Source organism: Corynebacterium neomassiliense (assembly GCF_900626215.1).
GTDB classification, from domain to species: Bacteria; Actinomycetota; Actinomycetes; order Mycobacteriales; family Mycobacteriaceae; genus Corynebacterium; species Corynebacterium neomassiliense.
In genome coordinates, this window is the sequence record NZ_LR131106.1 from 479,826 (window position 1) to 504,491 (window position 24,666).

Annotated in this window: 16 protein-coding genes; 2 read left to right on the forward strand and 14 right to left on the reverse strand. The window is 68.7% G+C overall.

Going from position 1 to position 24,666, the window contains the following annotated elements; all coding sequences use genetic code 11:
- Positions 1–29: 29 nt before the first annotated feature.
- Together ribD and rpe are read right to left on the reverse strand one after the other, a co-directional pair.
- Positions 30–1,043 (reverse strand): bifunctional diaminohydroxyphosphoribosylaminopyrimidine deaminase/5-amino-6-(5-phosphoribosylamino)uracil reductase RibD, encoded by a 1,014-nt coding sequence (gene ribD, locus E0E18_RS02165; RefSeq protein WP_066589935.1) that lies wholly within the window; start codon positions 1,041–1,043, stop codon positions 30–32.
- A 98-nt stretch (positions 1,044–1,141) separates the two neighbouring features.
- Complete coding sequence (gene rpe, locus E0E18_RS02170; RefSeq protein WP_130839210.1) at positions 1,142–1,813, reverse strand: ribulose-phosphate 3-epimerase; 672 nt, start codon at positions 1,811–1,813, stop codon at positions 1,142–1,144.
- Positions 1,814–2,095: 282 nt separating this feature from the next.
- Between rpe and E0E18_RS02175 the strand changes: the two genes are divergently transcribed.
- Together E0E18_RS02175 and E0E18_RS02180 are read left to right on the forward strand one after the other, a co-directional pair.
- On the forward strand, positions 2,096–7,765 hold the full coding sequence (locus tag E0E18_RS02175) for a glutamate synthase-related protein (protein WP_130839211.1): 5,670 nt from the start codon (positions 2,096–2,098) through the stop codon (positions 7,763–7,765).
- Positions 7,762–9,531 (forward strand): diflavin oxidoreductase, encoded by a 1,770-nt coding sequence (locus tag E0E18_RS02180; protein ID WP_130839212.1) that lies wholly within the window; start codon positions 7,762–7,764, stop codon positions 9,529–9,531. Before E0E18_RS02175 ends, E0E18_RS02180 begins: the two co-directional genes overlap by 4 nt.
- Before the next feature lie 31 nt (positions 9,532–9,562).
- Here E0E18_RS02180 and E0E18_RS02185 read toward each other — a convergent pair whose 3' ends face one another.
- The 12 genes from E0E18_RS02185 to carA all read right to left on the reverse strand — a co-directional run bounded on the left by E0E18_RS02185 (position 9,563) and on the right by carA (position 24,603).
- Positions 9,563–11,107: an RsmB/NOP family class I SAM-dependent RNA methyltransferase gene (locus tag E0E18_RS02185; protein WP_130839213.1), complete on the reverse strand. Its 1,545-nt coding sequence runs from the start codon at positions 11,105–11,107 to the stop codon at positions 9,563–9,565.
- The gene (gene fmt / locus E0E18_RS02190; RefSeq protein WP_130839214.1) at positions 11,107–12,156 is read right to left on the reverse strand and encodes a methionyl-tRNA formyltransferase; all 1,050 of its coding nucleotides are present in this window, start codon (positions 12,154–12,156) and stop codon (positions 11,107–11,109) included. The genes E0E18_RS02185 and fmt overlap by 1 nt, the downstream gene beginning before the upstream one ends.
- On the reverse strand, positions 12,153–12,653 hold the full coding sequence (gene def / locus E0E18_RS02195; protein ID WP_130839215.1) for a peptide deformylase: 501 nt from the start codon (positions 12,651–12,653) through the stop codon (positions 12,153–12,155). Before def ends, fmt begins: the two co-directional genes overlap by 4 nt.
- Positions 12,654–12,664: 11 nt before the next feature.
- Positions 12,665–14,776, reverse strand: coding sequence for a primosomal protein N' (locus E0E18_RS02200; RefSeq protein ID WP_161972234.1), 2,112 nt, complete (start codon positions 14,774–14,776; stop codon positions 12,665–12,667).
- 16 nt (positions 14,777–14,792) lie between these two features.
- Positions 14,793–16,010, reverse strand: coding sequence for a methionine adenosyltransferase (gene metK / locus E0E18_RS02205; RefSeq protein ID WP_066588720.1), 1,218 nt, complete (start codon positions 16,008–16,010; stop codon positions 14,793–14,795).
- Positions 16,011–16,093: 83 nt separating this feature from the next.
- On the reverse strand, positions 16,094–17,392 hold the full coding sequence (gene coaBC / locus E0E18_RS02210) for a bifunctional phosphopantothenoylcysteine decarboxylase/phosphopantothenate--cysteine ligase CoaBC (protein ID WP_130841138.1): 1,299 nt from the start codon (positions 17,390–17,392) through the stop codon (positions 16,094–16,096).
- Between the two features lie 254 nt (positions 17,393–17,646).
- Positions 17,647–17,928 carry a DNA-directed RNA polymerase subunit omega gene (gene rpoZ, locus E0E18_RS02215; protein ID WP_066588716.1) on the reverse strand — a complete coding sequence of 94 codons (282 nt, stop codon included), beginning with the start codon at positions 17,926–17,928 and terminating at the stop codon, positions 17,647–17,649.
- Positions 17,929–17,965: 37 nt separating this feature from the next.
- The gene (gene gmk / locus E0E18_RS02220; RefSeq protein ID WP_066588713.1) at positions 17,966–18,580 is read right to left on the reverse strand and encodes a guanylate kinase; all 615 of its coding nucleotides are present in this window, start codon (positions 18,578–18,580) and stop codon (positions 17,966–17,968) included.
- Between the two features lie 5 nt (positions 18,581–18,585).
- Positions 18,586–18,906 carry an integration host factor, actinobacterial type gene (mihF, locus tag E0E18_RS02225; protein ID WP_066588710.1) on the reverse strand — a complete coding sequence of 107 codons (321 nt, stop codon included), beginning with the start codon at positions 18,904–18,906 and terminating at the stop codon, positions 18,586–18,588.
- 266 nt (positions 18,907–19,172) lie between these two features.
- Positions 19,173–20,120, reverse strand: a complete 948-nt coding sequence (gene pyrF, locus E0E18_RS02230; RefSeq protein ID WP_130839216.1) for an orotidine-5'-phosphate decarboxylase — start codon at positions 20,118–20,120, stop codon at positions 19,173–19,175.
- On the reverse strand, positions 20,107–23,451 hold the full coding sequence (gene carB / locus E0E18_RS02235; RefSeq protein WP_130839217.1) for a carbamoyl-phosphate synthase large subunit: 3,345 nt from the start codon (positions 23,449–23,451) through the stop codon (positions 20,107–20,109). Before carB ends, pyrF begins: the two co-directional genes overlap by 14 nt.
- A complete protein-coding gene (gene carA / locus E0E18_RS02240) occupies positions 23,452–24,603 on the reverse strand; it encodes a glutamine-hydrolyzing carbamoyl-phosphate synthase small subunit (protein ID WP_066588702.1) in 1,152 nt (383 codons plus the stop codon).
- Positions 24,604–24,666 lie beyond the last annotated feature (63 nt).

The window sequence follows — 24,666 nt, forward strand, 5'->3', positions numbered from 1 at the left end:
CCGGTGCCCCGGTCCGGGACGACTGCCGGTCAGGGATGTGTGCCGGCGACGGTGAGGATGTCCCCGCCGAGGATCTCCACGGACCGCAGGATGAGCCTCCGGGTTCCCGCCACGGTGGTGGCTGTGGCCGGGTCGGGTGCGACGACCGGCACGCCCGCCCCCAGCAGCGCCGGCGCCGTGTACGCGTCGACTTCGTCGACCATGCCTGCGGCGATGAAGGACGCCGCGAGGTGCGGACCTCCCTCGACCAGGACATCGACCAGGCCCCTGGCCGCCAGGTCCGTCAGGACGGCCTCCGGGTCGTGCCCGTCGTACCGCAGGGCAGGCAGGACCGCGGCGTCCTGCGGAAGCGACGTCCGTCCGAGCACCACCCGGGTCGGCTGCCGGTCACGCAGGCTGCCGTCGGGCAGCCGTGCCGTGAGGCGGGGATTGTCGGTGAGCACCGTCCCTGTCCCTACGATCACGGCGTCACGGCGGGCCCGGTCGAGGTGGACGCGGGCCCGTGCGCTGTCCCCGGTGATCCACTGCGAGGTTCCGTCGGTGGCTGCGGCGAAACCGTCGAGCGTCCCGGCGAACTTCAGTGTGAGGTGGGCACGGCCGTGCCTGCGTGAGACCAGCCAGGGTTCCACACTGAACCGGGGGACCCCGGACAGGTCCGTTGCGGAGGTGACCAGCGGTCCGGTGACCTCGACCCCGTGGTCACGCAGATAGTCGGCCCCGCCTCCCTCCACGTCCCCGGGGTCGGCGAAGGCGTAGACGACCCGTGCGACCCCGGCGTCGAGCAGTGCACGGGTGCAGGGGCCGGTCCGACCGGTGTGGTTGCAGGGTTCCAGGGTGACCACGGCCGTGCCGCCCCGGGCTGCCGGTCCCGCTGCAGTGAGGGCGTTGACCTCGGCGTGGGGACCGCCGACGGGACTGGTCGCACCGGTCGCGACGAGGGTACCGGCGGAATCGAGGATCGCCGCCCCCACCGGTGGGTTGGGCGAGGTTGTGCCGCGCACCTCCTGCCCGGCGGCATCAGCGGCGGCCAGGGCCCGGGCGATCCCGGGGTCGCCAGTGAGCCGGAGGTAGGGGTCGGGGCGTCCGGAACAGGCCTGTCCGACCGGTCCGTGTCCTGCAGGGCCGGTCACTGCAGGGCCGGTCACTGCCGGGCTTCCGCGGCGGAGGCCCGGATGGCGTCCACTGCAGCCTGGGGGTCGTCCGAGCCGAAGACACTGGACCCTGCGACGAGCACGTCCACCCCGGCAGCCCCGGCGGCCGCCGCGGTCTCCACGCTGATACCGCCGTCGATCTCGACCAGGGTTGACAGGGACCCGGCGTCTATCCGCGACCGCAGTGCCCGGACCTTGCCGAGAACCTCCGGCATGAACGCCTGGCCACCGAAACCGGGTTCGACACTCATCACCAGGACGACGTCGAAGGACGCCAGACTGTCGAGGAGCGGCTCCACCGGTGTCCCCGGCTTCACCGACACCCCGGCGCGGGTCCCGGCCCGGTGCAGTTGGTCGGCGAGGGCGGTGGCGGCCGCCACGTCCTCCACCGCCTCGAGGTGGAAGGTGACGCTGTCGAAGGCGGCGTAGAGCGGGGCCCACCGTTGCGGGTTCTCGATCATGAGGTGCACGTCGGTGAACAGGTCCGTGTGCGTGCGCACGGCCTCGGCGACGGGGAGACCGAAACTGAGGTTGGGGACGAAGTGGTTGTCCATGATGTCGATGTGGAGCCAGTCCGCCCCCGGGACCTGTGCGACACTTCCGGCGAGATCGGAGAAGTCGGCGGCGAGGATGGAGGGCGCGACCAGCGTCTGTCGGTTCATGCAGGTGATCTTAGTACGACGCCGGACACGCCCCGGCCGCCGGTCGGCGGCGGCCCGGCGGTCGCCGGCAGTCTCTTGGGTAACCTCTCCCGGCCCACATTGTTTCGGTCATATTTCACACGCGTTACCCTGCTATTTCGCCGGGATGTTCGATTCGATCTCACGATACGGATCGGTTAGTCTATCCTGACCAGAGCAATGGCACACCTGGCAGTCACGCAGAACTCCGCCACAAGCGGTTGCCGCTGACCGGGTACCCCGAGGCGAAAGATCAACCCGTTCATGAGTTCGACATTCGGCCTGTACGACCCGTCCCGCGAGCACAGCTCCTGCGGCGTCGGATTCCTCACACGTAAGGACGGCGTCCCCACCCACGACGTCCTGGACCGTGGCCACCGCGCACTCTGCGCCATCCCCCACCGGGGCGGCATGTCCTCCGAAGGCGTCGGCGACGGCGCCGGGGTGAACATCGACCTGTCAGTGGAATTCTTCTCCGCCGTCACCGGAACCCCCCTCGAGGAGCGGCGTTTCGGCGTCGGTAATTTCTTCATGCCCGAAGATCCGGGGCACACCGGTGACGCCCGCGACCTCATCGGATCCGCTCTCGAGGCCGAGGGGCTGGAGGTGGTGAAGATCCGGGAGGTGCCCGTCAACCCGTCGGCGGTCCGTCCGGCGGCACTGGCCTACCAGCTGCCGATCCTGCAGTGGATCTTCACCGTCCCCTCCGGCATGTCCGCCGGCGCCGCAGACCGTGCGGCGAACTCGGCACTGCTGCGCATCGAGCAGGAGGCGTACTCGCGTCCCGGTCTCCGGGGCCTGTATCCGTTGTCCTTGTCGACCCGCACCCAGGTCCTCAAGGGGAGGCTCAACGCCGACGAGGTCATCCCCTGGTTCGCCGACCTCACCGATCCTGCGCACAGTGTGCGCACCATGTACTTCCACACCCGGTTCTCCACGAACACGGAACCGCACCCGTCGATGGCGCAGCCGTTCCGTCTCATGGCGCACAACGGCGAGCTCAACACGGACCGCAAGAACCGGATCAGTGATGAGGCTGCCGCGGCCTCACGCCAGCGTCACATCATCCGCCCACCCGGACAGTCGGATTCCTCCCGTCTCGACCAGACCCTGCAGTCCCGGGTCTTCGACGACCGTCTCGATATCGTGGAGGCCGTGGTCTCACTGATGCCCCCCGCCTGGGAGAACGACACCTCACTCCCGGAGCCGGTCAGGGACATGCTGGAGTACTTCTCCCTGTACGAGGAGAAGAACGACGGCCCGGCGGCCGTGATCTTCAACGACGGCGACGTCGTCGGCGCCCGCCTGGACCGTCTCGGGCTGCGTCCCCTGCGCAGCATCGAGACGGCCGAGTACCTCATGGTCTCCTCGGAGGCGGGACAGCTCGAGGCGGAGCCCGACGAGGTCCTCCACCGGGGCCGGATCGAGGCAGGCGGCATGCTCATCCTGGACCACCGGACCGGTCAGATCCGGCGGACACGGGAGACCCTCGAAGAGCTCGCCTCCCGCCGGGACTACGCGTCCCTGCTCTCGTCCGCCCGTACCGACATCCGGGACATCCCGGTCACCGGTCTGGAACGCGGCACCAGCACTCTCGGGTACCAGGGTGACCTGTCCCTGGCCGGGCGGTTCGTGGCCTACTCGATGAACCAGGAGAGCTTCCGGTTCATGATGGACCCGATGCTGGCCAACGGCGCGGAGCGGATCTCTGCGATGGGGTACGGCAACGCGATCAACGCCCTGTCTGACACCGAGGGCGGGATGGCGAAGTACTTCTCGCAGCGTTTCGCCCAGGTCACCAATCCGCCGTTGGACTCGATCAGGGAGGCTGACGGGATGACGTTCCGGGTCGCCCTGGGTGCCAAGCCGGACGGCAGGGACACCGAGGACCCGCGCGAACCCACCCACCAGATCATCGTGGAGTCCCCGATCCTGTCCCATCTGGACATGCTGCGCCTGCGGGAGCAGAACCTGGTGCCGTTGCGTCGCTTCGACCTGCTCTACGAGCCGGTCGCCGGGGACCCGGACGCCAACGCCGACTCCCTCACCGACGCCCTCGACCGCCTTTGTGACGCCGTCGCCCGCTTCGCGGCAGAGAAGGGCGGCATCGCCGTGCTCTCCGACCGCTCAGTGGACAGCGGTCACGCCCCGGTCCCCCTGCTGCTCGCCGTTTCTGCGGTGAACCAGCGGCTCATCGCCGACGGCCTGCGCATGCGCGTGTCCGTGATCGCCGACTCCGGTCAGCTGCCCAGCTCCCACCACATCGCCTCCGCCCTCGGTTTCGGCGCCGCCGCCGTGTACAGCCTTTCCGCCCGTCTGCGGGCAGAGGAGAAGTATCCGGCTCCGACGGGTCCCGCCGGTGAGTACACGGAGACAGACAGAGCCTTCGACCGGTTCCGTAAGGCCGCACTCAAGCAGCTCGGGAAGACCATGGGACGGGTCGGCCTGTGCACCGTGGAGAGCTACATCGGCGGGGAGTTCTTCGAGCCGAACTACCTCGACACCCGTGACCCTGCCCTCGCCCGGTGCTTCCCGCACATGGACGCCCCGGTCCGGGGGGTGGGCTTCCGCCGCATCGCCGAGGCGGCCACTGAATGGCACCGGCGTGCCGCCTCGATCACCGAGGATTCCGACATTCCTCTGCTCGGACTGTTCAAGGAACGGTCGGAAGGCGCCGGCCACTCCTTCGGCACGAGTGCGGTGCGCGGGTTCACCGGTCTGACCGACGAACCCCTGGCACTGCCCTCCCCGACCGTCCCGCCGGCGGCCACGGCCGCCCGGTCAGGCAGCGGGAAGGACGCCACCGTCGCCGGGGACAGTGCCCGCGACAATGCCCGGGACAGTGACCGGGACAGTGACCGGGACGATGTCGGGGATGAGCTGCGTCTGCTCACCCTGGGCCAGCTCAGGGACGCCTTCGGGATCACCGACTCCGCCTACACGAACGCAGGCTTCGGACGCCTCACCGATGAACAGATCGACTTATTCAAGGTCACCCCGGGCTACCGCGACTTCGTCTCCACCACCAAGGCGGAGCGGGCACGGCGGCCTTCCGCCCTGCGTGACATCCTCGCCCTCCCCGCCGACGTCACCGGTATGCGGCTGTCAGAGGACTTCGACCGCCAGCTGGGGACCTTCTCTCTGGAAGGAAATGACTCGATCTGCGTCCGCGGACTCGACGTCAGCCCGGCCGGCACAGACACCTGGGCACTGGTGCTCACCGACCCGGAGGGACGTCTCGGCGGTCACGCTGAACTCGCCGTGTGGTTCCGTGAGACGTTCGGGGACGCCGTGCTGGGCGTTCGCATCTCCGCAGCTGAACTGCTCGTCAGCGCCCATGGCCGGGCTGCACGCTTCCTCGGTATGCTGCGTCCGGCACCGCCGAGTCTTGCCCTGTCGGAGGTCCAGCCCGCCCACGAGATCACCCGCACGCTGGCGTCCGGGGCGATGAGCCACGGTGCTCTCGTCGCCACCGCCCATGAGGCGGTCGCCCACGGCACGAACATGGTCGGCGGCATGTCGAACTGCGGTGAGGGCGGCGAGCATTTCTCACGGGCAGGGACCATCCGCGGATCGAGGATCAAGCAGTTCGCCTCAGGAAGGTTCGGGATCTGGGCCGGTTACCTCGCCGACCCCCAGCTCGAGGAGCTGGAGATCAAGATCGGGCAGGGCGCGAAGCCCGGCGAGGGCGGACAGCTGCCCGCGGCGAAGGTCACCGTGGACATCGCCGCGGCACGTGGCGGGACCCCCGGCATTGAACTTGTCTCCCCTCCTCCCCACCACGACACCTACTCCATCGAGGACCTCGCCCAGCTCATCCACGACTGCAAGGCCGCCCGCGTCCGGGTCATCGTCAAGCTCGTCTCCTCCGAGGGCATCGGCACGATCGCGGTGGGTGTGGCGAAGGCAGGGGCGGACGTGATCAACGTCGCGGGCAACACCGGCGGTACCGGGGCGGCGGCGGTCACCAGTCTGAAGTACGCCGGCCGTTCCGCCGAGATCGGGATCGCCGAGGTCCATCAGGCTCTGATGGTCAACGGGCTGAGGGACAAGGTCGTCCTGCGCTGTTCCGGTGCCCACCAGACTGGGCGCGACGTCGTGGTCTCCGCCCTCCTCGGCGGCGACTCCTTCGAGTTCGGCACCACCGCCCTGATGATGCTGCGCTGCGTCATGGCGAAGAACTGCAACATCAAATGCCCTGCGGGACTGACCACCAACGCGGAGGCGTTCAACGGTGATCCGCGTGCCCTGGCCCAGTACCTGCTCAACATCGCCCACGATGTCCGGGGGATCCTCGGCCGGCTGGGACTGCACTCCCTGCGGGAGGCACGCGGACGTTCCGACCTGCTCCAGCTGCTGGAGCACCCCGCCTCGGTCGGACGCCTCGACCTGCGGAAGATGCTCGCCCTCGTCCCGGAGAAGAAGGTCACCGACCCGGTGTACCTGGAGAAGAACTTCTCCACCGACGACCGCCTGCTGACGGTCGTGCGTGAGGCACTCGTCGACCGTGGCGAACGCAACGTCACCGTCGAGGGCATCGTCCTGCACAACTGGGACAAGTCCGTCGGCGGACAACTCGCGGTCGACATCGAACGCCTACTCAACCACTCCAACTCCGCGGAGGTCGGCACCGGTCCCGCCCTCACCGCAGCAGAGGTCGACGCACTCCCCGCCACACTCCGGGACGACCGGGGCCGTGCCTTCCTCGACGAGGGGACGGTCACCGTACGTACCTCCGGCTCAGCCGGACAGTCCTACGGCGTGTTCTGCAGTGACGGCATGGTCCTGGAGCACACCGGCACCGCCAACGACGGGGTCGGCAAGAGCCAGTGCGGCGGGACTGTGGTCGTCCGCTCCCCCGGCGGAGGTTCCACCGAGCCCGGAGGCAATGTCCTCATCGGCAATTTCGCGCTCTTCGGGGCGACCGGTGGGCGACTCTTCGTCGAGGGTGAGGCAGGCGACCGTTTCGCCGTGCGCAACTCCGGTGCGACGGCCGTGGTCGAGGGCTTCGGCGAGTTCGGTGCCGAGTACATGACCAACGGCACCGTCCTGAACCTCGGGTCGGTGGGCAAGGGCCTCGGCAACGGCATGTCCGGCGGTTTCCTCTACCAGTACGACCCCGACGGCAGGGTCCCGGAGATCGCCAGCCACGATTCCCTGGTCACCTTCCCGTTGTGCGATGCGGAACCCTTCCACGAGGCCACGGTGCTCCAGCTCCTCGACATGCACATCGGGGCGACAGGGTCCGCCCTGGCCACCCGGCTGCGGGAGGACTGGGAGAACACCCGGACGCACATCGTCTGCGGTATGCCCCGGGCACTGCTGCTCTACCAGGACGCCGACGCCATCCTCGCCGCCGCCGGCAGGAAGGAACTCCTCGACGAACTGGCCACCGCCGTGGCGACCGACCGGCTGCATGCGTTCAAGACCGACTACCGGGACCGGAGGGTCGTCGCAGGAGGCAGGGTGCCGGGTGCCGGTGACACCTCACCCGAGGGGGCCGCGACCATGTTCGGTCTCATCGCCTCGTACACAATTCTCAACGTCGCCCGGGAGTTCGCCCGTGAACGGGTCACCGGCGCGGTCGACCCCGGCGACCCACGTATCGACGACGCCACCCGCAAACTGATCCTCACCGAGGACTTCTTCGTGATGCAGAAGGTCGTCCGCTACCTCCGCGACTCCATGGACTCGCTCGACGACGAGCAGCTGGCCGTCCTCATCGCCACGAAACGGCTCGGGGACTACAAGGCGTCCCTGGAACGCCGTAACGTGCGGGGCACCGTGTCCCCCGCAACCTACGGGTGGATCATGCACCAGGACCTGAAGAACTGTGCCCGCCTGGACGACACCCGGATCGACAAAGCTATCGCCAACGCCTCCCTCGACGACCTTGTCGCAGGGTGGCGGGAGATGAAGGGAGCTGAGGTATGACACTCCGACTTCCCACCGGGGCCCCGTTCTCGGTGGAACAGCAGACCTGGCTCGACGGGTTCTTCGCCGGACTGGACCTGGGCCGCGAGCGCTACCAGGCGCCCGCCGCGCAGCTCACCGTCGAGGTGCTCTACGGGTCACAGACCGGAAACTCCTCCGACCTCGCCGACCAGCTCGCCGGAGGACTGCGCGCCTCCGGCCTGGGTGCCAACGTCAGTGAACTCGACAGTGCCGGCACCGGTGTCCTCACCTCCGGCGCAGGTCATGTTCTCATCGTCACCTCCACCTACGGTGAGGGGGACATGCCGGACAATGCGGAGATGTTCTGGGAGGCCCTGTCCTCCCCCGACATGCAGCGTCTGGAACACCTCAGTTTCGCGGTCCTGGCCCTCGGTGACTCCGGCTACGACGACTTCTGCCAGGCCGGCCGTGACATCGACATCCGACTGGAGCAGCTCGGTGCCCGTCGCCTCACCGCCCGGGTCGACTGCGACGTCGACTACGAGGACTGCGCCGCACGGTGGATCGACGCCGCGGTCGCGGCAGTCGTCGCCGAAGCTCCCGCCGGTGCCGCCGGAGCGCCACCTGCCGGTGCGGGGGCGGGGACCGGAAGTGCACAGGAGCGCAGGTCCACCGGTCCGAAATGGAGCCGGAAGAGTCCTTTCCCCGCCGCACTCGCCGCCAGTCGTCGCCTGTCCGCCCCCGGCAGTGCCAAGGAGATCCACCACTACGAGTTCGACCTCGCAGACTCGGGGATCACCTACACCGCAGGGGACGCTCTCGCGGTCATGCCGGTCAATGACCCGGAACTCGTCGGAGCGGTCCTCGGTCGTCTCGGGCTCGACGGCTCGCAGGACTCCCCGGGTGACGGCGGTGGGACACTGTTCGACACGGTGCTGACCTCCCGGGAGATCCGCACACCGGGACGGGACTTCATCACCGCGGTCGCGGACGCCGCACCCGAAGGAGTTCTCGCAGACGTCATCCGCCGTGACGACCGGGACGCCCTGGACTCCTACCTGTGGGGACGTGACATCCTTGACCTGCTCGAAGAGAACCCGTCGGTACGTTTCACGGCTGAACGACTGCTGGAACTGCTGCGTCCTCTCCAGGCCCGTCAGTACTCCATCTCCTCGTCACCGTTGGCGAGCCCGGACCGGATACACCTCACCGTCGCCTCGGTCAGGCACAGCAGCGGCCCCGGTGCCCGCAGCCACGGAGGAGTGTGCTCGACCTACCTCTCCGACCGTATCACCGACGGTGACCTGACCGGAATCTGGCTGCAGCCCAATGCTGCATTCAGCGTCCCGGAGGACGGTTCGAGACCGGTGATCATGGTGGGCCCCGGTACCGGCATCGCCCCGTTCCGGGGTTTCCTCCACGAGCGGGCGGAATCCGGTGCCACGGGTTCCAACTGGCTGTTCTTCGGCGACCAGCACCGCGCCACCGACTTCATCTACGAGGAGGAGCTGACGGGACTGTCGGAACGTGGCGTGCTGACGAAACTGTCGCTCGCCTTTTCCCGGGACCAGGCGGAGAAGGTGTACGTGCAGACCCGGATGAGACAGGAGGCGGAGGAGCTCTACCGCTGGCTCGAGGACGGGGCCTACTTCTACGTCTGCGGGGACGCCTCACGCATGGCCAAGGATGTCGAGACCGCCCTGCTGGACGTCATCGCCGGGCAGTCGGGTGGTTCGGAGAACGCGGCCCAGGAGTATCTGGCCCGTATGAAGAAAGAGAAGCGGTACGTCCGCGACGTGTACTGACCGACCCCTTCCGCTCCGGTCAGCGCGCCGGTCAGCGACGCAGTACGGCGAAGAACATTGCGTCGGTGCCGTGCCGGTGCGGCCAGAGCTGGACGAACGGGGCGGAGTCCAGAGTTCCTGACTCCCGCTCCCCTTCCCCTGTCAGCTCGGGGAACAGGGCGGTGGCGTCCTCGACGACAGCACCGGTCTCCTCGGCAACTGACAGGACGACCTCCCGGGTCTCTGCGGGGTGGGGCGAACAGGTCGAGTAGACCACCACACCGCCCGGCCGGGTGGCACGCAGGGCCGAGCGCAGCAGATCCCGTTGCAGGGACACGAGCCCGGGGACGTCCCCCGGCGACTTCCGCCACCGTGCCTCGGGTCGGCGGCGCAGGGCTCCGAGCCCGGTGCAGGGCGCGTCGACGAGAACCCGGTCATAGCCTGAGCTCTCCGCCGCCCCGCCCCGGCCCGCGGCGGTCGGAATCTCCAGGCCTTCGATCCCCTCGAGTCTGCGTCCGTCCCCCTCGAACACCGTCACCGGCAGTCCCCGGGTGGCGTTGCGCACCAGTCGGGCACGGTGGGGAACCGGTTCCACGGCATCGACGACGGCACCGTCACCCATCGCCCAGGAGGCGATGAAAGCCGTCTTGCCCCCGGGACCCGAGCACAGGTCCAGCCAACGGCCGTGGTCGTCGTCGACGCGTGCACGCAGCAGCGCCAGGGCGATGAGCTGACTTCCCTCGTCCTGGACCCCGGCGAGCCCCTCCTTCACCGGTTCGAGTTCCCCCGGGTCCCCCTCGGAAAGGTAGACGGCGTACGGGGACCAGCGTCCCTGCTCACCACCGGTGACCAGGGCCAGTTCCTCCCCGCTGATCTGCCCGGGGCGGGCGGCAAGGTGGACGAGGGGACGGATGTCGTCGGCTTCCAGGGCTTCGGGGAGTTCCGGTGAGAGCTGGCCCGGGCCGGCCCCCAGGGCGGCGTTGAACGCCTCGGCGATCCAGGCCGGGTGTGAGGTGCGCAGTGCGGCGCGTTCCAGCGGATCGGTCACCCGGCCGACCACCCGGTCAACGAGGGTGCCGGCCGGGGTCCTGGTGAGGGAGCGCAGGACACCGTTGGTGAACCCGGCCGCCTTCGCTTCACCGTTGGCCTTGACCAGTTCGACCGTGGTGTTCACCGCCGCGTGATCGTCGACCCTCGTGCGCATGATCTGGTAGGCGCCCAGTCTCAGGGCATCGAGGACGACGGCGTCGATCCTGTCGACCGGGCGTCCTGCGACATCGGCGATCACCGCATCGAGCAGGCCCTGCATCCGCAGTGTGCCGTAGGTCAGTTCGGTGGCGAATGCGGCGTCCCTGCCGTGGAGGTTCGCCGAGCGCAGTGCTTCCGGCAGGGCGATGTTGGCGTAGGCGCCTTCGGCGGAGACTCTGCGCAGGACGTCGAAGACGACGTCACGGACACGGTCCCCTGAGCCGGTTCTCCTGCGGGCGTCCTCATGTTCTCTGCGATGCGACTCGCTGCGGCGCCGGTACCCCCTGCTGCCGGTGTCCTGACGCCGGGACGAGCCCGCCGACTCTGACCGGGAACGGAATCCACCCATCACTGTTCTCCTTCGGGCATCTGCTCGGGTACGGGGTCGGGACCCCGGTCGGGTACGGGGTCGGGTACGGGGTCGAAGACAACTGTCCGGGCTTCGCCTGTGGACCCCTTTCCACCCAGGTCACCGCGTCCACGGGCCCAGTCGGCGGCCGTCATCATCTTCCTTCCCGGTGGCTGGATCCTGGTGATCTCCAGGGCTGCGTCACCGGTGCCGACGAGGACCCGTGACTTTCCGGCGAGCACCTCTCCCGGGGACAGTTCGGCCTCCTGTGTGACGGGCAGGAGCAGTCCCAGCTTGTACCGTTCACCGTCGAGGGTCGTCCATGCCCCCGGTGCCGGTGTGTGTGCACGGGTGACCCGCTGGATCACCGCGGCAGGACGCCGCCAGTCCACCCTGGCGTCGGCGGTGGTGATCTTCCCGGCGTACGTCGCTCCGTGGTCCGGCTGCTCTGTCACCACCGCAGTGCCGGACTCCAGTCCGGTCAGAGACTGTGACAGGAGTTCTCCACCGGAGACGGTCAGCCGGGTCAGCAGGTCATCGGCGGTGTCGGTGGGTGTCACGGTTTCCTCGACGGTGCCGATCACCGGTCCGGCGTCGAGGGCGGGGACGATTCGGAACGTCGTCGCGCCGGTGACCCGGTCCCCCGCGGCGATCGCCGCCTGGACCGGTGCTGCGCCGCGCCACCGGGGCAGCAGGGAGAAGTGCAGGTTGATCCACCCGAACCGGAAGATGTCGAGGACGTCGGACGGGAGGATCTGACCGTAGGCCACCACGGCGACGGCGTCCACACCGGTGTCCGCGTATCCGCGCAGGATCTCGCGGATCCGGTCGGCGTCCGGAGCCCCGGGCTTCAGGGAGGACCACCGGTGCACCGGAACGCCGGCGGCCCCGGCCACTTCGGCGACCGGGGACGGGTGCAGGCTCCTGCCCCGACCCCGACGCGCGTCCGGGCGGGTCAGCACGGCGACGACTTCGTGGGGGGAGTCCCCGAGCAGGTGGCGCAGGACGTGTGCCGCGGGTTCCGGAGTTCCGGCGAAGAGAATTCTCATCGGTTGAACCACTCACTCGCCCTGATGTCCGCCATGACGGCGCGTCGGCCCTCGGGTTCCATCCGCTGGAAGTACATCACTCCGTCAAGGTGGTCGGTCTCATGCTGTACACACCGTGCGAGCAGTCCGGTGACCTCCCGGTCCACCGTATCGCCGTCGAGGGTGACACCGGTGACGCGTACCTTGGCCGCCCTGGTCACCGGTCCGCCGGTTCCGGGCACCGACAGGCATCCCTCTCTGCCGGTCTGGGTCTCCGGGCCGACGGCCTCCCACACCGGGTTGATCACGTGGCCCCGGTCCCCTTCACAGTCGTAGACGAAGACTCTCCTGGTCACCCCGACCTGGTTGGCGGCCAGTCCGACCCCTCCGGCGGTGTCCATGGTCTCCAGCATGTCGGCGACGAGGGTTCGCAGGGTGGGGTCGGAGGGGTCGTCTACAGGTTCGGCGACGGTCCGCAGGACCGGGTCGCCGAACAGGCGGATATCAAGGGCAGTCATGACGGAACAGTCTAGCCGACCCGCACAGGGTCGACGACGACCCTCAGGGGTCCGGTCATACGCCGGGTGGCGCGCACCGACTTCGCCGCCCTGAGTGCACCGCCGAGCAGCGGGGCGGCGTCCTGCCCGGAGGCGGTGTGCGCCGGGGTCCTCAGGATCAGCCGGCGCGCCCGGTCGCGCTCCTGCTCCCCCAGCCCGGCGGGCGGGCGCACCCCCGGCGGCAGCTCCACCGGGCCGAGTACCTCCGGGTCCCCGAGTTCCCCTGGCAGCACCAGCAGCTCACGGAGCTCCTCCACCGTCTCGTCGGTACCGTCCACCGCGACCAGCACCGTGGCCGGCGGAAAGCCAGCCGACCTGCGCTGCCCGAGTTCCTCCGCCGCCGACCTCTCCGGGTCCCAGCGGATCAGCGCCTGTGCCTCGGGCAGGTCGGTCCGGGCGACGACGAGCACCTCACCACCGTCCGCACGCGGGACGACCAGGCAGGACGCCTCCATCCACTGCCGCAGCGTCCCTTCCGACGCCCGCAGGTCGGCACGTCCGAGGGACAGCCACGGGTCGAGCAGTACCGCCGCACCGTAGCCACCTTCTGCCACCGGTTCGGCCCCGGGGGTCGCCACGACGATCCTCGGACCGGCCGGCACGTCCGCACGTACCCCGGTCCCCCCGGAGACGACCACCGGGACACCGGGGAACGCCCGGCCGAGCTCCTCGGCGGTCCGGTCGGTGCCGACCACGGTCATGCGCAGGTGGCGTCCCCCACAGGTGCCGCAGGTGAAGTTCATCTCCGGGGCACCGCACCAGCGGCACCTCGGAGGGGCGTCACCGTCGCTGCCCGGAGGCAGTTCCAGTGGCCCGTTGCACCGGCGGCACCGTGCCGGGGTTCGGCAGTCCCTGCAGGCCAGGGCAGGCGCATAGCCTCTTCTCGGCACCTGGACAAGCGCCGGACGCCCCGCATCCAGTGCTCCGCGGACCGCACGGAACCCGGCCGCGGGAACCCGGGCGTGGGCGGCGTGAGGGTCGTGGACGTCGTCGAGGGCGTGAATCCACGGCATGCGGGAGCGCAGGTGCCCCGGGTCCGGGCGGAGGGTCGGGCAGAATCCCTCCTCGACCCACTGCTGCACCTCGGCACTACGGTGGGGACCGCCCACGATGAAACCGCATCCCTCCAGCTCAGCGCGTAGTCTGAGGGTTTCTCTGGCGTGGATGTACGGGGCACGCGGGTCGACGAGCGACTCATCGGCGTCACCGGTGAGCATGATCAGCCGGAGACCGGGGACCGGGACGGTCGCAGCGGACCGGGTGCCCACCACGACACGCCCCTGGCCGGCCAGGATGCTGAGATATCGCCGGTACCGGGCGGAGGGGCCGACAGCCGCCGTCAGTTCGGTGATCTGTGCCGCGGAGAGGAACCGGCGCAGAGCCGTACGCAGCCGGTCCACGTCACGCTGGTCCGGGACGATGAGAAGGACGCCACCCCCGGCCCAGGCCACGGCCGCGGCGAACTCGGCGGTGCGGCCGGCCCAGTCCTCCCCCGGGGTCCACAGCCATGACGCCCTCGCCGCCCGGCCGGACAGTACCGCGGCCAGGAGACTGTCAGCGTGACGGTAGCCGGCCCACCCGTCGAGGGCCGCCTGCCGTGCGGCGTCGGCAAGGTCAGGTGTGGGGACCAGGTCACCGTAGAGTTCCTCCCAGCTGACCCCGTTTCCGAACAGTCCGGCCTTCTCTGCACTGACGTGCCGGGCGGGCACCGCGGACCGGATAATGTCGGAACGTACCCCGGCGTACCGGTCGGCCAGCAGGTTGACGAGCTTCCACAGCTGCGCGGGCACCACCGGGGCCTCCCCGAGGACCCGTGTCACCGGGGCAAGGCGCCCCACGTGCTCGGTCGCGCGGCGACGTTCCACGACGACGGCGTCGACCAGGCGACCGGCGAAACGTACACGGACCCGGGTCCCGGCGACGGCGGTGGCGTCAAGATCCGGCGGTACGGAGTAGTCGAAGAGTCGGTCGAGGTGCGGCATGCCGAGCAGGGGGAGCACCCTGGCGACCGGCAGGGCGACCCGGTCGGTGACAGGACCGGAGCCGGGGTCGGTGACCGGTGGTTCCACGACAGGGTCGGACATCGGCTCGTCGACGGTGCTACAGGCCGGCCGCGTCCCTGAGTGCGTCGACGCGGTCCGTCCTCTCCCACGGCAGATCGATGTCGGTACGGCCGAAGTGCCCGTAGGCGGCGGTCTGCGCGTAAATCGGGCGCAGCAGGTCCAGTTCCCGGATGATCGCCGCGGGCCTCAGATCGAAGACACGGCGGACGGCCGCCTGGATCGATTCGTCGGTCTGACCCTCCACGGCAGTTCCGAAGGTCTCGACGTAGAGGCCGACCGGCTGTGCTTTGCCGATGGCGTAGGCGACCTGGACCTCCGCGCGGTGTGCGAGGCCGGAGGCGACGATGTTCTTGGCGACCCAGCGCATGGCGTAGGCGGCGGACCTGTCGACCTTGCTCGGATCCTTGCCCGAGAAAGCGCCGCCACCGTGGCGGGCCATGCCGCCGTAGGTGTCGACGATGATCTTGCGTCCGGTCAGACCGGCGTCGCCCATCGGGCCGCCGAGGATGAAGGACCCGGACGGGTTGATCAGGACGGTGAGGTCATCGGTGACCAGGTCGGTGATCCCCGCCTCCTCGATGACGGGATCGATGACATGTTCGCGCAGCTGTGCGGCGAGCCATTCCTGGGTCGCTTCGGGTGCGTGCTGGGTGGAGATGACGACCGTGTCGAGGTGGTGGGGCCTGCCGTCGGAGTCGTAGGCGAACGTGACCTGGGTTTTGCCGTCGGGACGCAGATTGTCGACGATGCCCTCCTTGCGGACCTGGGTCAGCCGCCGGGACAGCCGGTGAGCGGTCGCGATCGGTAGTGGCATCAGTTCCGGGGTTTCGTCGGTGGCGTAGCCGAACATCAGTCCCTGGTCACCGGCACCCGCCTGGTCGTCGGCGTCCCGCGAGTCACCGGCGTCACCGTTGCGGTACTCGTGGGAGGTGTCGACCCCGTCGCCGATCTCCTGGGACTGTTCGCCGATGGCGACGTTGACGCCGCAGGTCGATCCGTCGAACCCGACCTCGGAGGAGGTGAATCCGATCCGGCGGATCGTGTCCCGGACCAGCTGCGGGATCTCGACGTAGGCGCTGGTCCTGACCTCGCCGACGACATGGACCTGGCCGGTGGTGACGAGAGTTTCGACGGCCACGTGGGAGGTGGGGTCCTTGGCGAGCAGGGCGTCGAGGATGGTGTCGGAGATCGCGTCGCAGATCTTGTCGGGGTGACCCTCGGTCACGGACTCACTGGTGAAAAGGCGGAATGACACGCGGAGTTCTCTTCCTTGTAGGAGTCGGGCAGTTCAATTCGGACTATATTAGACCAAGCGGTCTATCAGGGGCGCCGGGGCCCTCACCCGGGAGCGAAAAGTTCTTCGAGCGCGTCGAGCACATGCGCCGCGACCACATGTTTGGAACCCGCGGGAACCTCCACGACATCCTCCTCCCCCGGATGGTCGCCCGGGGTGAGCAGCCAACCCGAACTGTCGTCCCGGCCGAAGACCCGTCCCCCTCCCACCGCATTACACATCAGCAGGTCACAGCCCTTCTTCGCCAGCTTGACCCGGGCCAGGTCCAGGGGGGTGTGGCCGGCGTCCCCGGTCTCCGCGGCGAAACCTGCGATGAGGAGGTCCTCGGGCAGGTCGCCGGTACGACGGGACTCCACGAGCCCCCGCAGGATGTCGGGGTTCTCGGCGAGTTCCAGTACCGACAGATCCTCTGCCCCGCCCTTCTTCAGCTTCGAGTCAGCCTCCGTCACCGGACGGAAGTCCGCGACCGCCGCCGCCATGACCACGGCGTCCACCCCCGGGGCGAGGTCATTGACCGTCGCGTGGAGGTCCCGGGCCGTACGCACCCTGGTGACGTGCGCACCCGAGGGCACGGGAAGGTCGTCGGTGAAACCGGCCACCAGCTCGACCCGGGCGCCTCGCTGCACGGCGATGTCGGCCAGTGCGAAGCCCTGCCTGCCCGAGGAGTCATTGCCGAGAAAACGTACCGGGTCCAGCGGCTCACGGGTACCACCGGCGGGGGTGAGCAGCCGCCGGCCGCCCAGCGAACGGCGGAAGATGCCGTAACGGTCCCGGGCGGCCGTCGCAAGGGTCGCGATGTGCCCGGGGTCCGGCAGCCTGCCCGGACCCGAGTCCGGCCCGGTGAGGCGCCCGTGGGCGGGTTCCAGCACCACAGTGCCACGGCGGCGCAGGGTCGCGACATTCTCCCTGGTGGCCGGATGCGCCCACATCTCGGTGTGCATCGCCGGTGCAAGCACCACCGGACAGGTCGCCACCAGACAGCTGGCGGTGAGCAGGTCGTCCGCCCGTCCCTGGGCGAGTCGGGCGATCAGGTCGGCGGTCGCCGGGGCGATGACCACCAGGTCGGCCTCCTGACCCAGCCGGACGTGCCGCACCTGGTCGACGTCGTCGAACACGGTGGTGGTGACGGGGTTGCCGGACAGGGCCTCGAATGTCGCGGCACCGACGAAACGCAGCGCGGACTCCGTCGGGATGACATGCACCTCATGACCGGCTCCGGTGAAGGCGCGCACCAGGGCGCAGGCCTTGTACGCGGCAATGCCGCCGCCGACGCCGACGAGAATCCGGAGGGTCTCGGAACCGGGGTCCGGAGAAGCGTCGGGGGAACCGTGTGAACCGTTCACGGTCGAGCCCGCGGTAGAGGCTGCGGTGGAGGCCGCGGTGGGGGCCGCAGTAGAGGCCACAGCGGACTCCGCAGTGGAATCCGAGGTGCCGTCCGTGGTGCCCGGGTGGGACGCTGGGGTCGAGTCAGTCACGGTGATCAGCCTAGCCCACCGCGGGTACGGACACACGGACGCCCGCCCCACCGGTGAGGGTGGGACGGGCGTCTACGGTCAGTGGTCGGGGACCTGTCGGTTCCGCCTCCCGGCCCTGTCTGTCAGCCTTCGGTGTGCTCGAGAAGGTCTGCGTCGATCTCGCGCAGGGCGATGGAGAGGGGCTTCTCCTTGTTCTCCGGAGCCACCAGGGGACCGACGAACTCGAAGACCCCCTCGCCCACGTTCTGGAAGTAGTTGTTGATCTGGCGGGCCCGCTTCGCAGCGAAGATCACCAGAGCGTACTTCGACGAGACCTTCGTGAGAAGATCGTCGATCGGCGGGTTGGTGATGCCGATCGGCGGGTCGAAGACCGTCGAGTTGTCGTTGACGTCCTGAGTTTCCACTCCGCACCTCATAGTTCAGCTAGTTCAGCGTTGGTCTTCAGCGTTGGTCGGCGGCCGGGGCCGCGCTGTCTGTCGTCTCTCCCCGGTTGAGCAGGATGTCCGCGATGGCGGACACCGCCTTGTCGAGATCGTCGTTGACGACGACCCGGTCGAACTCGCCGGATGAGTCGAGCTCCTCGCGGGCCGTCTCCAGACGGCGTGCGATGACCTCCTCGGACTCTGTCCCCCGGCCGGTCAGCCTGGCGACGAGGTCCTCCCAGCTGGGGGGTGCGAGGAAGACGGTCACCGCGTCCGGGATGAGCTTCTTCACGTTCCGCGCCCCGGCGAGGTCAACCTCGACCAGGACCGGACGCCCGGCGGCGAGTGCCTTCTCGACCGGGCCCCGCGGGGTTCCGGACAGCTGGAGGCCGCCGTGGATCTCCGCCCATTCGAGCATCCCTCCCTCGGCGACAGCTTTCCGGAACTCCTCGGTGGTGACGTAGTGGTAGTCCACCCCGTCGACTTCGCCGGGCCGGGGGGCCCGGGTGGTCATCGACACGCTGAAGAACAGGTTCGGAACGGTGTCCCTCAGACCCTTGACCACGGTGGACTTCCCCACTGCGGAGGGACCTGCGAGAACGACCAGCCGGGGCCTCGTCGTGTCTGTGGTCACCTGGCCTACGCCTCGAAGTTGAAGCGCTCCAGCAGGGCGCGACGCTGGCGGTCACCGAGACCACGCAGACGACGGGTGGGGGCGATTTCCAGCTCGGTCATGATCTCCTGGGCCTTGACCTTGCCGACCTTGGGGAGAGCCTCGAGAAGTGCGGAGACCTTCATCTTGCCGATGATCGGGTCAGTGTCAGCCTTGGCGAGGACCTGCTTCAGGTTGGTTCCGCCACGCTTCAGCTGTTCCTTCAGCTCGGCGCGGGCCTTGCGGGCCTCGGCGGCCTTCTTGAGGGCTTCTGCGCGCTGCTCCGGGGTCAACTGGGGAAGGGCCACGGGTTCCTCCGTATGTCGTATGTCGTCGGATGAGTTCTTTCGGGTGTTTCCCCCCGGTGGTGCGGACGTTACCGGTCCGCTGCGCCGGGGATCGCGGTCGGCACCGGGGTTACGGTGGCGACGAGACGGGAGTTCCGCTGCGGAGTCCGGTGGGACCGCCACGGGGAAACATCTCCGTGAAACAACGGGCCAAGTGTAGCGTCCCCACCTGCGGATGTCGAATACCGGCCCAGGTGGCTTGAGCAGGACAGGCCCGATTTCCGACCCTATACCGCCGGAGGGAATTCCGCTGAGGAACCGAGGACCGCCCGGCGCAACGCCCCGGTGTCCGGTCCGGCGGACAGGATCGAACGGGACATGCTCGGACTGGTGAGTCGGGCTGCTCCCCCGGCGATCCGGGCGACATCGGCGGCACTGCCGCCCTGCGCACCGACACCGGGCATGAGGACCATGCCTCCCACCGCGTCCAGCACCGGAGGGTCGGTGACGGTCGCTCCGACGACGACGCCGACATTGCCGGCACGTCCGTGGCGCACATGGGCGGAGTTGAGGGCGGAGACGCTGTCGACGACAGTCTGGGCGACGGTGGGACCGGTACCGTGCTCCCCTGTGCCCAGCCGCTGAAACTGGGGGCCTGACGGGTTGGACGTCGCCGCGAGCACGATGACGCCCCGGGCGGTCCGTTCCCCGACCTCCAGGACAGGGTCGAGGGACCCGAGGCCGAGGTACGGGGAGACGGTGACCGCGTCTGCGCGCAGCGGTGAATCCTTTCCCAGCCAGGCGGTGGCGTATCCGGCCATGGTTGATCCGATGTCACCCCTCTTCGCGTCGGCGATGACCAGTGTCCCTGCCGTCCTGAGGGCGGCCAGGGCGTCCTCGAGGACGGCGATACCGGCGGACCCGAAGGCCTCGTAGAAGGCGACCTGGGGCTTGACCACGCAGGCGGTGTCGGCGAAGGCGTCGACGCAGATGCGGGAGAACTCACGGAGTCCGTCGACGGTGACGGGGAGTCCCCAGGCCTCGAGGATGCCGGCGTGCGGGTCCATGCCCACGCAGAGGCGTCCCAGGGTCCCTGCCCGGGCGAGGAAGCGTTCCCCGAAGGTCCCGTCCTCCTGTGCCGGACCGCCTGCGGACGGTGGAGCGGGTAGGGCTCCGCGGTCAGCGGGTAGGGCTCCGCGGTCAGCGGGTAGGGCTCCGCGGTCAGCGGGCGTCATGGTCCACGTCCTGGATCGCGCAGACCCCGGTCTCGGTGTCCTTGAGCGCCTCGATCCCCTGGACCGCCGCGATGGCGCCCTGGACCGTGGTGACGCAGAGGACGCCGTGGCTCACCGCCGCCGACCGGATCTCGTATCCGTCGTCACGTGCCGCAGCATTCCCGGCAGGTGTGTTGATGATCACGTCGATGTCGCCGGCGTTGATGAGGTCGACGATCCTGCGGTCGGTGGATCCGGCGGGCAGGTCCTCGGTCTGCTTGGCGACAGTGGTGCAGTCGATGCCGTTACGCTGCAGCATCCGTGCAGTGCCCCGGGTGGCCACCAGATCGAAGCCGAGCGAGGCCAGCCGCTGGATCGGCAGGATCATGGTGCGCTTGTCTCGGTTGGCCACCGAGACGAAGCAGGTACCCGAGGTGGGCAGACGGCCGTAGGCGGCCTCCTGGGACTTCGCGAAGGCGGTGCCGAAGTCGTGGTCGAGGCCCATGACCTCACCGGTGGACTTCATCTCGGGGCTGAGGAGACTGTCGAGCACATGCCCCTGAGGGTCGCGGAAGCGGTTGAACGGCAGGACCGCTTCTTTGACGGCGATGGGGTGTCCGAGCGGCAGTGACCCTCCGTCACGGTCGGCGGGGATCATGCCCTCGGTGACGAGCTCACGGATCGACGTCCCGGTCATGATCCGGGAGGCGGCCTTCGCCAGCGGGACGCCGGTGGCCTTCGAGACGAACGGTACGGTCCGCGAGGCACGCGGGTTGGCTTCGATGACGTAGAGGACGTCGTCCTTCAGCGCGAACTGGACGTTCATCAGTCCCTTGACACCGATGCCGTGTGCCAGGGCTGCGGTGGAGCGGCGGACATTGTCGATGTCGGACTCACCGAGGGTCATCGGGGGCAGGGAGCAGGCGGAGTCACCGGAGTGGATACCCGCCTCCTCGATGTGTTCCATCACTCCGGCGAGGTAGACATCTTCCCCGTCGCACAGGGCGTCGACGTCGATCTCGATCGCGTTGTCGAGGAAGCGGTCGACCAGGACGGGGTGGTCGGAGGTGATCTCCGTGGCCCGGTCGATGTAGTCGTGCAGGGAATCCTCGTCGTAGACGATCTCCATTCCCCGTCCGCCCAGCACATAGGACGGGCGGACCAGCACCGGGTAACCGATCCCGGTGGCGACCTCGCGGGCTTCGTCGAAGCTGGTGGCTGTGCCGTAGGCGGGTGCCGGCAGGCCGGCGCGTTCCAGGACGTGGCCGAACTCGCCACGGTCCTCGGCCAGGTTGATCGCCGTCGGTGAGGTGCCGATGACGGGGACGCCGGCGTCGGAGAGCCGTTGTGCCAGTCCCAGCGGGGTCTGCCCGCCGAGCTGGACGATCACCCCGGCGACGTCACCGGACCGGGTTTCGGCGTGGTAGACCTCCATGACGTCCTCGAAGGTGAGGGGCTCGAAGTAGAGGCGGTCGGCGGTGTCGTAGTCGGTGGAGACGGTCTCCGGGTTGCAGTTGACCATCACCGTCTCGTAGCCGACGCGGGACAGTTCCAGTGCGGCGTGGACACAGGAGTAGTCGAACTCGATACCCTGGCCGATCCGGTTCGGTCCGGAACCCAGGATGAGGATCTTCGGCTTCCCGGTCTGCGGTGCGATCTCCGATTCGGCGGCCGGGTCGAGTTCGTAACTGGAGTAGTGGTACGGGGTCTTCGCCTCGAACTCTGCGGCGCAGGTGTCCACGGTCTTGAACACGGGGCGGATCCCCAGGGACCACCTCAGTGACCTGACCCCGTCCTCACCGGCCAGTTCGGGGCGCAGCGCGGCGATCTGGGCGTCGGACAGGCCGAGGAACTTCGCCTCGCGCAGCAGGTCGGCGGTCAGGACCGGGGCGTCCTCCAGCTCCCGGCGGAAGTCGACGAGCGCCTTGAGCTCCTCGAGGAACCACGGGTCGACTCCCTTGGAGGCGGTGTGGACCTGGTCGACGGTGGCGCCGAGGCGCAGTGCCAGCTCCATGTCGTACATCCTGCCCTCGGTGGGCCGGCCCAGGTCGTCGAGGACGGCGGCGAGGTCGTGGGCACGGTCGCCGGCGATCTGTTCGTCGGACAGGGTCCAGAATCCGGCGGCCTTCGTCTCCAGGGACCGCAGGACCTTGTTCAGTGCGGAGATGTAGTTGCGGGAGATGGCCATGGCCTCGCCGACGGACTTCATCGTGGTGGTGAGGGTGTCGTCGGAGCCGGGGAACTTCTCGAAGGCGAACCGTGGCGCCTTGACGATGACATAGTCGAGGGTCGGTTCGAAGGCTGCCGGGGTGACCCGGGTGATGTCGTTGGTGATTTCGTCGAGCGTGTAGCCGATGGCGAGTTTCGCCGCGATTTTCGCGATCGGGAATCCGGTGGCCTTCGATGCCAGTGCCGAGGAGCGGGAGACCCGGGGGTTCATCTCGATGGTGATGAGGCGGCCGTCCTCGGGGTTGACGGCGAACTGGATGTTGCATCCGCCGGTGTCGACGCCGACGGCGCGGAGGATGGCCAGGCCCTGGTCCCGCATCTTCTGGTACTCGCGGTCGGTGAGCGTCATCGACGGTGCGACGGTCATCGAGTCACCGGTGTGGACGCCGAGTGCGTCGATGTTCTCGATGGAACAGACGACGACGGCGTTGTCCGCACCGTCGCGCATGAGCTCGAGCTCGAACTCCTTCCAGCCGAGGATGGATTCCTCGATGAGGACATTGGCCTCAGGGGAGGCGTCGAGACCGCCCCCGGCGATGCGGTCGAGGTCCTCGTAGGTGTACGCGAGACCGGAACCGAGCCCGCCCATGGTGAAGGAGGGGCGGACGACGACGGGCAGTCCCAGCTCGGCGACGGCGGCGTGGACCTCGTCCATGTTGTGGCAGACCCGGGAGCGTGCGGACTCTCCGCCGATCGAGGCGACGATGTCCTTGAACTTCTGGCGGTCCTCGCCCCGTTCGATGGCGTCGATGTCGGCACCGATCAGTTCGACACCGTAGCGGTCGAGGATGCCGAGACGGTCGAGCTGGATGGCGGCGTTGAGGGCGGTCTGGCCGCCGAGGGTGGCGAGCACGGCGTCCACCGGGTGGCCGGCCTCCTGCTCGGCGGCGAAGATCTTCTCGATGTACTCGGGGCCGATAGGTTCGATGTAGGTGTGGTCGGCGAACTCGGGGTCGGTCATGATGGTCGCCGGATTGGAGTTGATGAGGGTGACCCGCAGTCCCTCCTCCTTGAGCACCCGGCAGGCCTGGGTGCCGGAGTAGTCGAACTCGCACGCCTGACCGATGACGATGGGGCCGGAGCCGATGACGAGGATGTGGTTGAGGTCGGTGCGCTTCGGCATTTAGTTGTTCCCTTCCATCAGTTCGATGAACTGGTCGAACAGCGGGTTGGCGTCATGGGGGCCGGCGGCGGCCTCGGGGTGGTACTGGACGGAGAAGGCGAGTCCGTTGTCGAGGGCGACTCCTTCGACACAGTCGTCGTTGAGGCAGGTGTGGGTGACCTGGGCGGTGCCGAAAGGTGTGTCGAAAGGTTCACCGGCCCGGCCTTTCAGTGCGAACCCGTGGTTCTGTGCGGTGATGTCGATGACGCCGGTGAGGTGGTTGATCACGGGCACGTTGACGCCCCGGTGACCGAACTTGAGCTTGTAGGTCTCCATGCCGAGGGCGCGTCCGAGGATCTGGTTGCCGAAGCAGATGCCGAACAGGGGGATGCCACGGCCGAGGACGGTGCGGACCTGTTCGACCATGACGTCGGCGGTGGCGGGGTCGCCGGGGCCGTTGGAGATGAACACCCCGTCGGGCCGGTACTCGGCGAGCAGCGGTTCGACCGGGGAGTCGGCGGGCACGACGACGGTCCTCACGCCGCGGGCGGCGAAGTTGCGCGGCGTGTTGGTCTTGATGCCCATGTCGTAGGCGAGGACCGTGAAGCGGGGTGCGGATCCGGCGTGGTCGCCGGTGGGTTCGACGATGTAGACCTCGTCGGTGGAGACTTCCCGGGCAAGGTCGGCACCGGCCATGGAGGGCTGTGCGGCGACGTCGGCGACGAGTTCCGCGACGGGCCGGTCGGCGGCGTCACCGGAGAAGACTCCGGCCTTGACTGAACCGCGGTCGCGCAGGTGACGGACGATGGCCCGCGTGTCGACCCCCTGGATTCCGACGACGCCCTGGGCCTGCATCTCGTCACTGAGACTGCGCCGGGCGCGCCAGCTCGACACGGTGCGGGAGAGGTCTCGGACCACGAGTCCGGCGACCCAGATCCGGTCTCCGCGTGATTCACCGTCCTCGTCGTTCCAACCGGTGTTCCCGATCTGCGGGGCTGTCGCCACCACGATCTGCCGGTGGTAGGAGGGGTCGGTCATGGTTTCCTGGTATCCGGTCATGGCCGTGGTGAACACGGCTTCTCCCAGGGTGGTGCCCTGGGCGCCGAAGGCCCGACCGCGGAAGACCCGCCCGTCGGCGAGCACCAGGATCGCGGGTGTCCGGTTGGAACTCACTGAATCGCTCTTCTCTGTCGTAGTTGTCGTAGTTGCCGCAGTTGCCGTAGTTGTCGTGTCGGT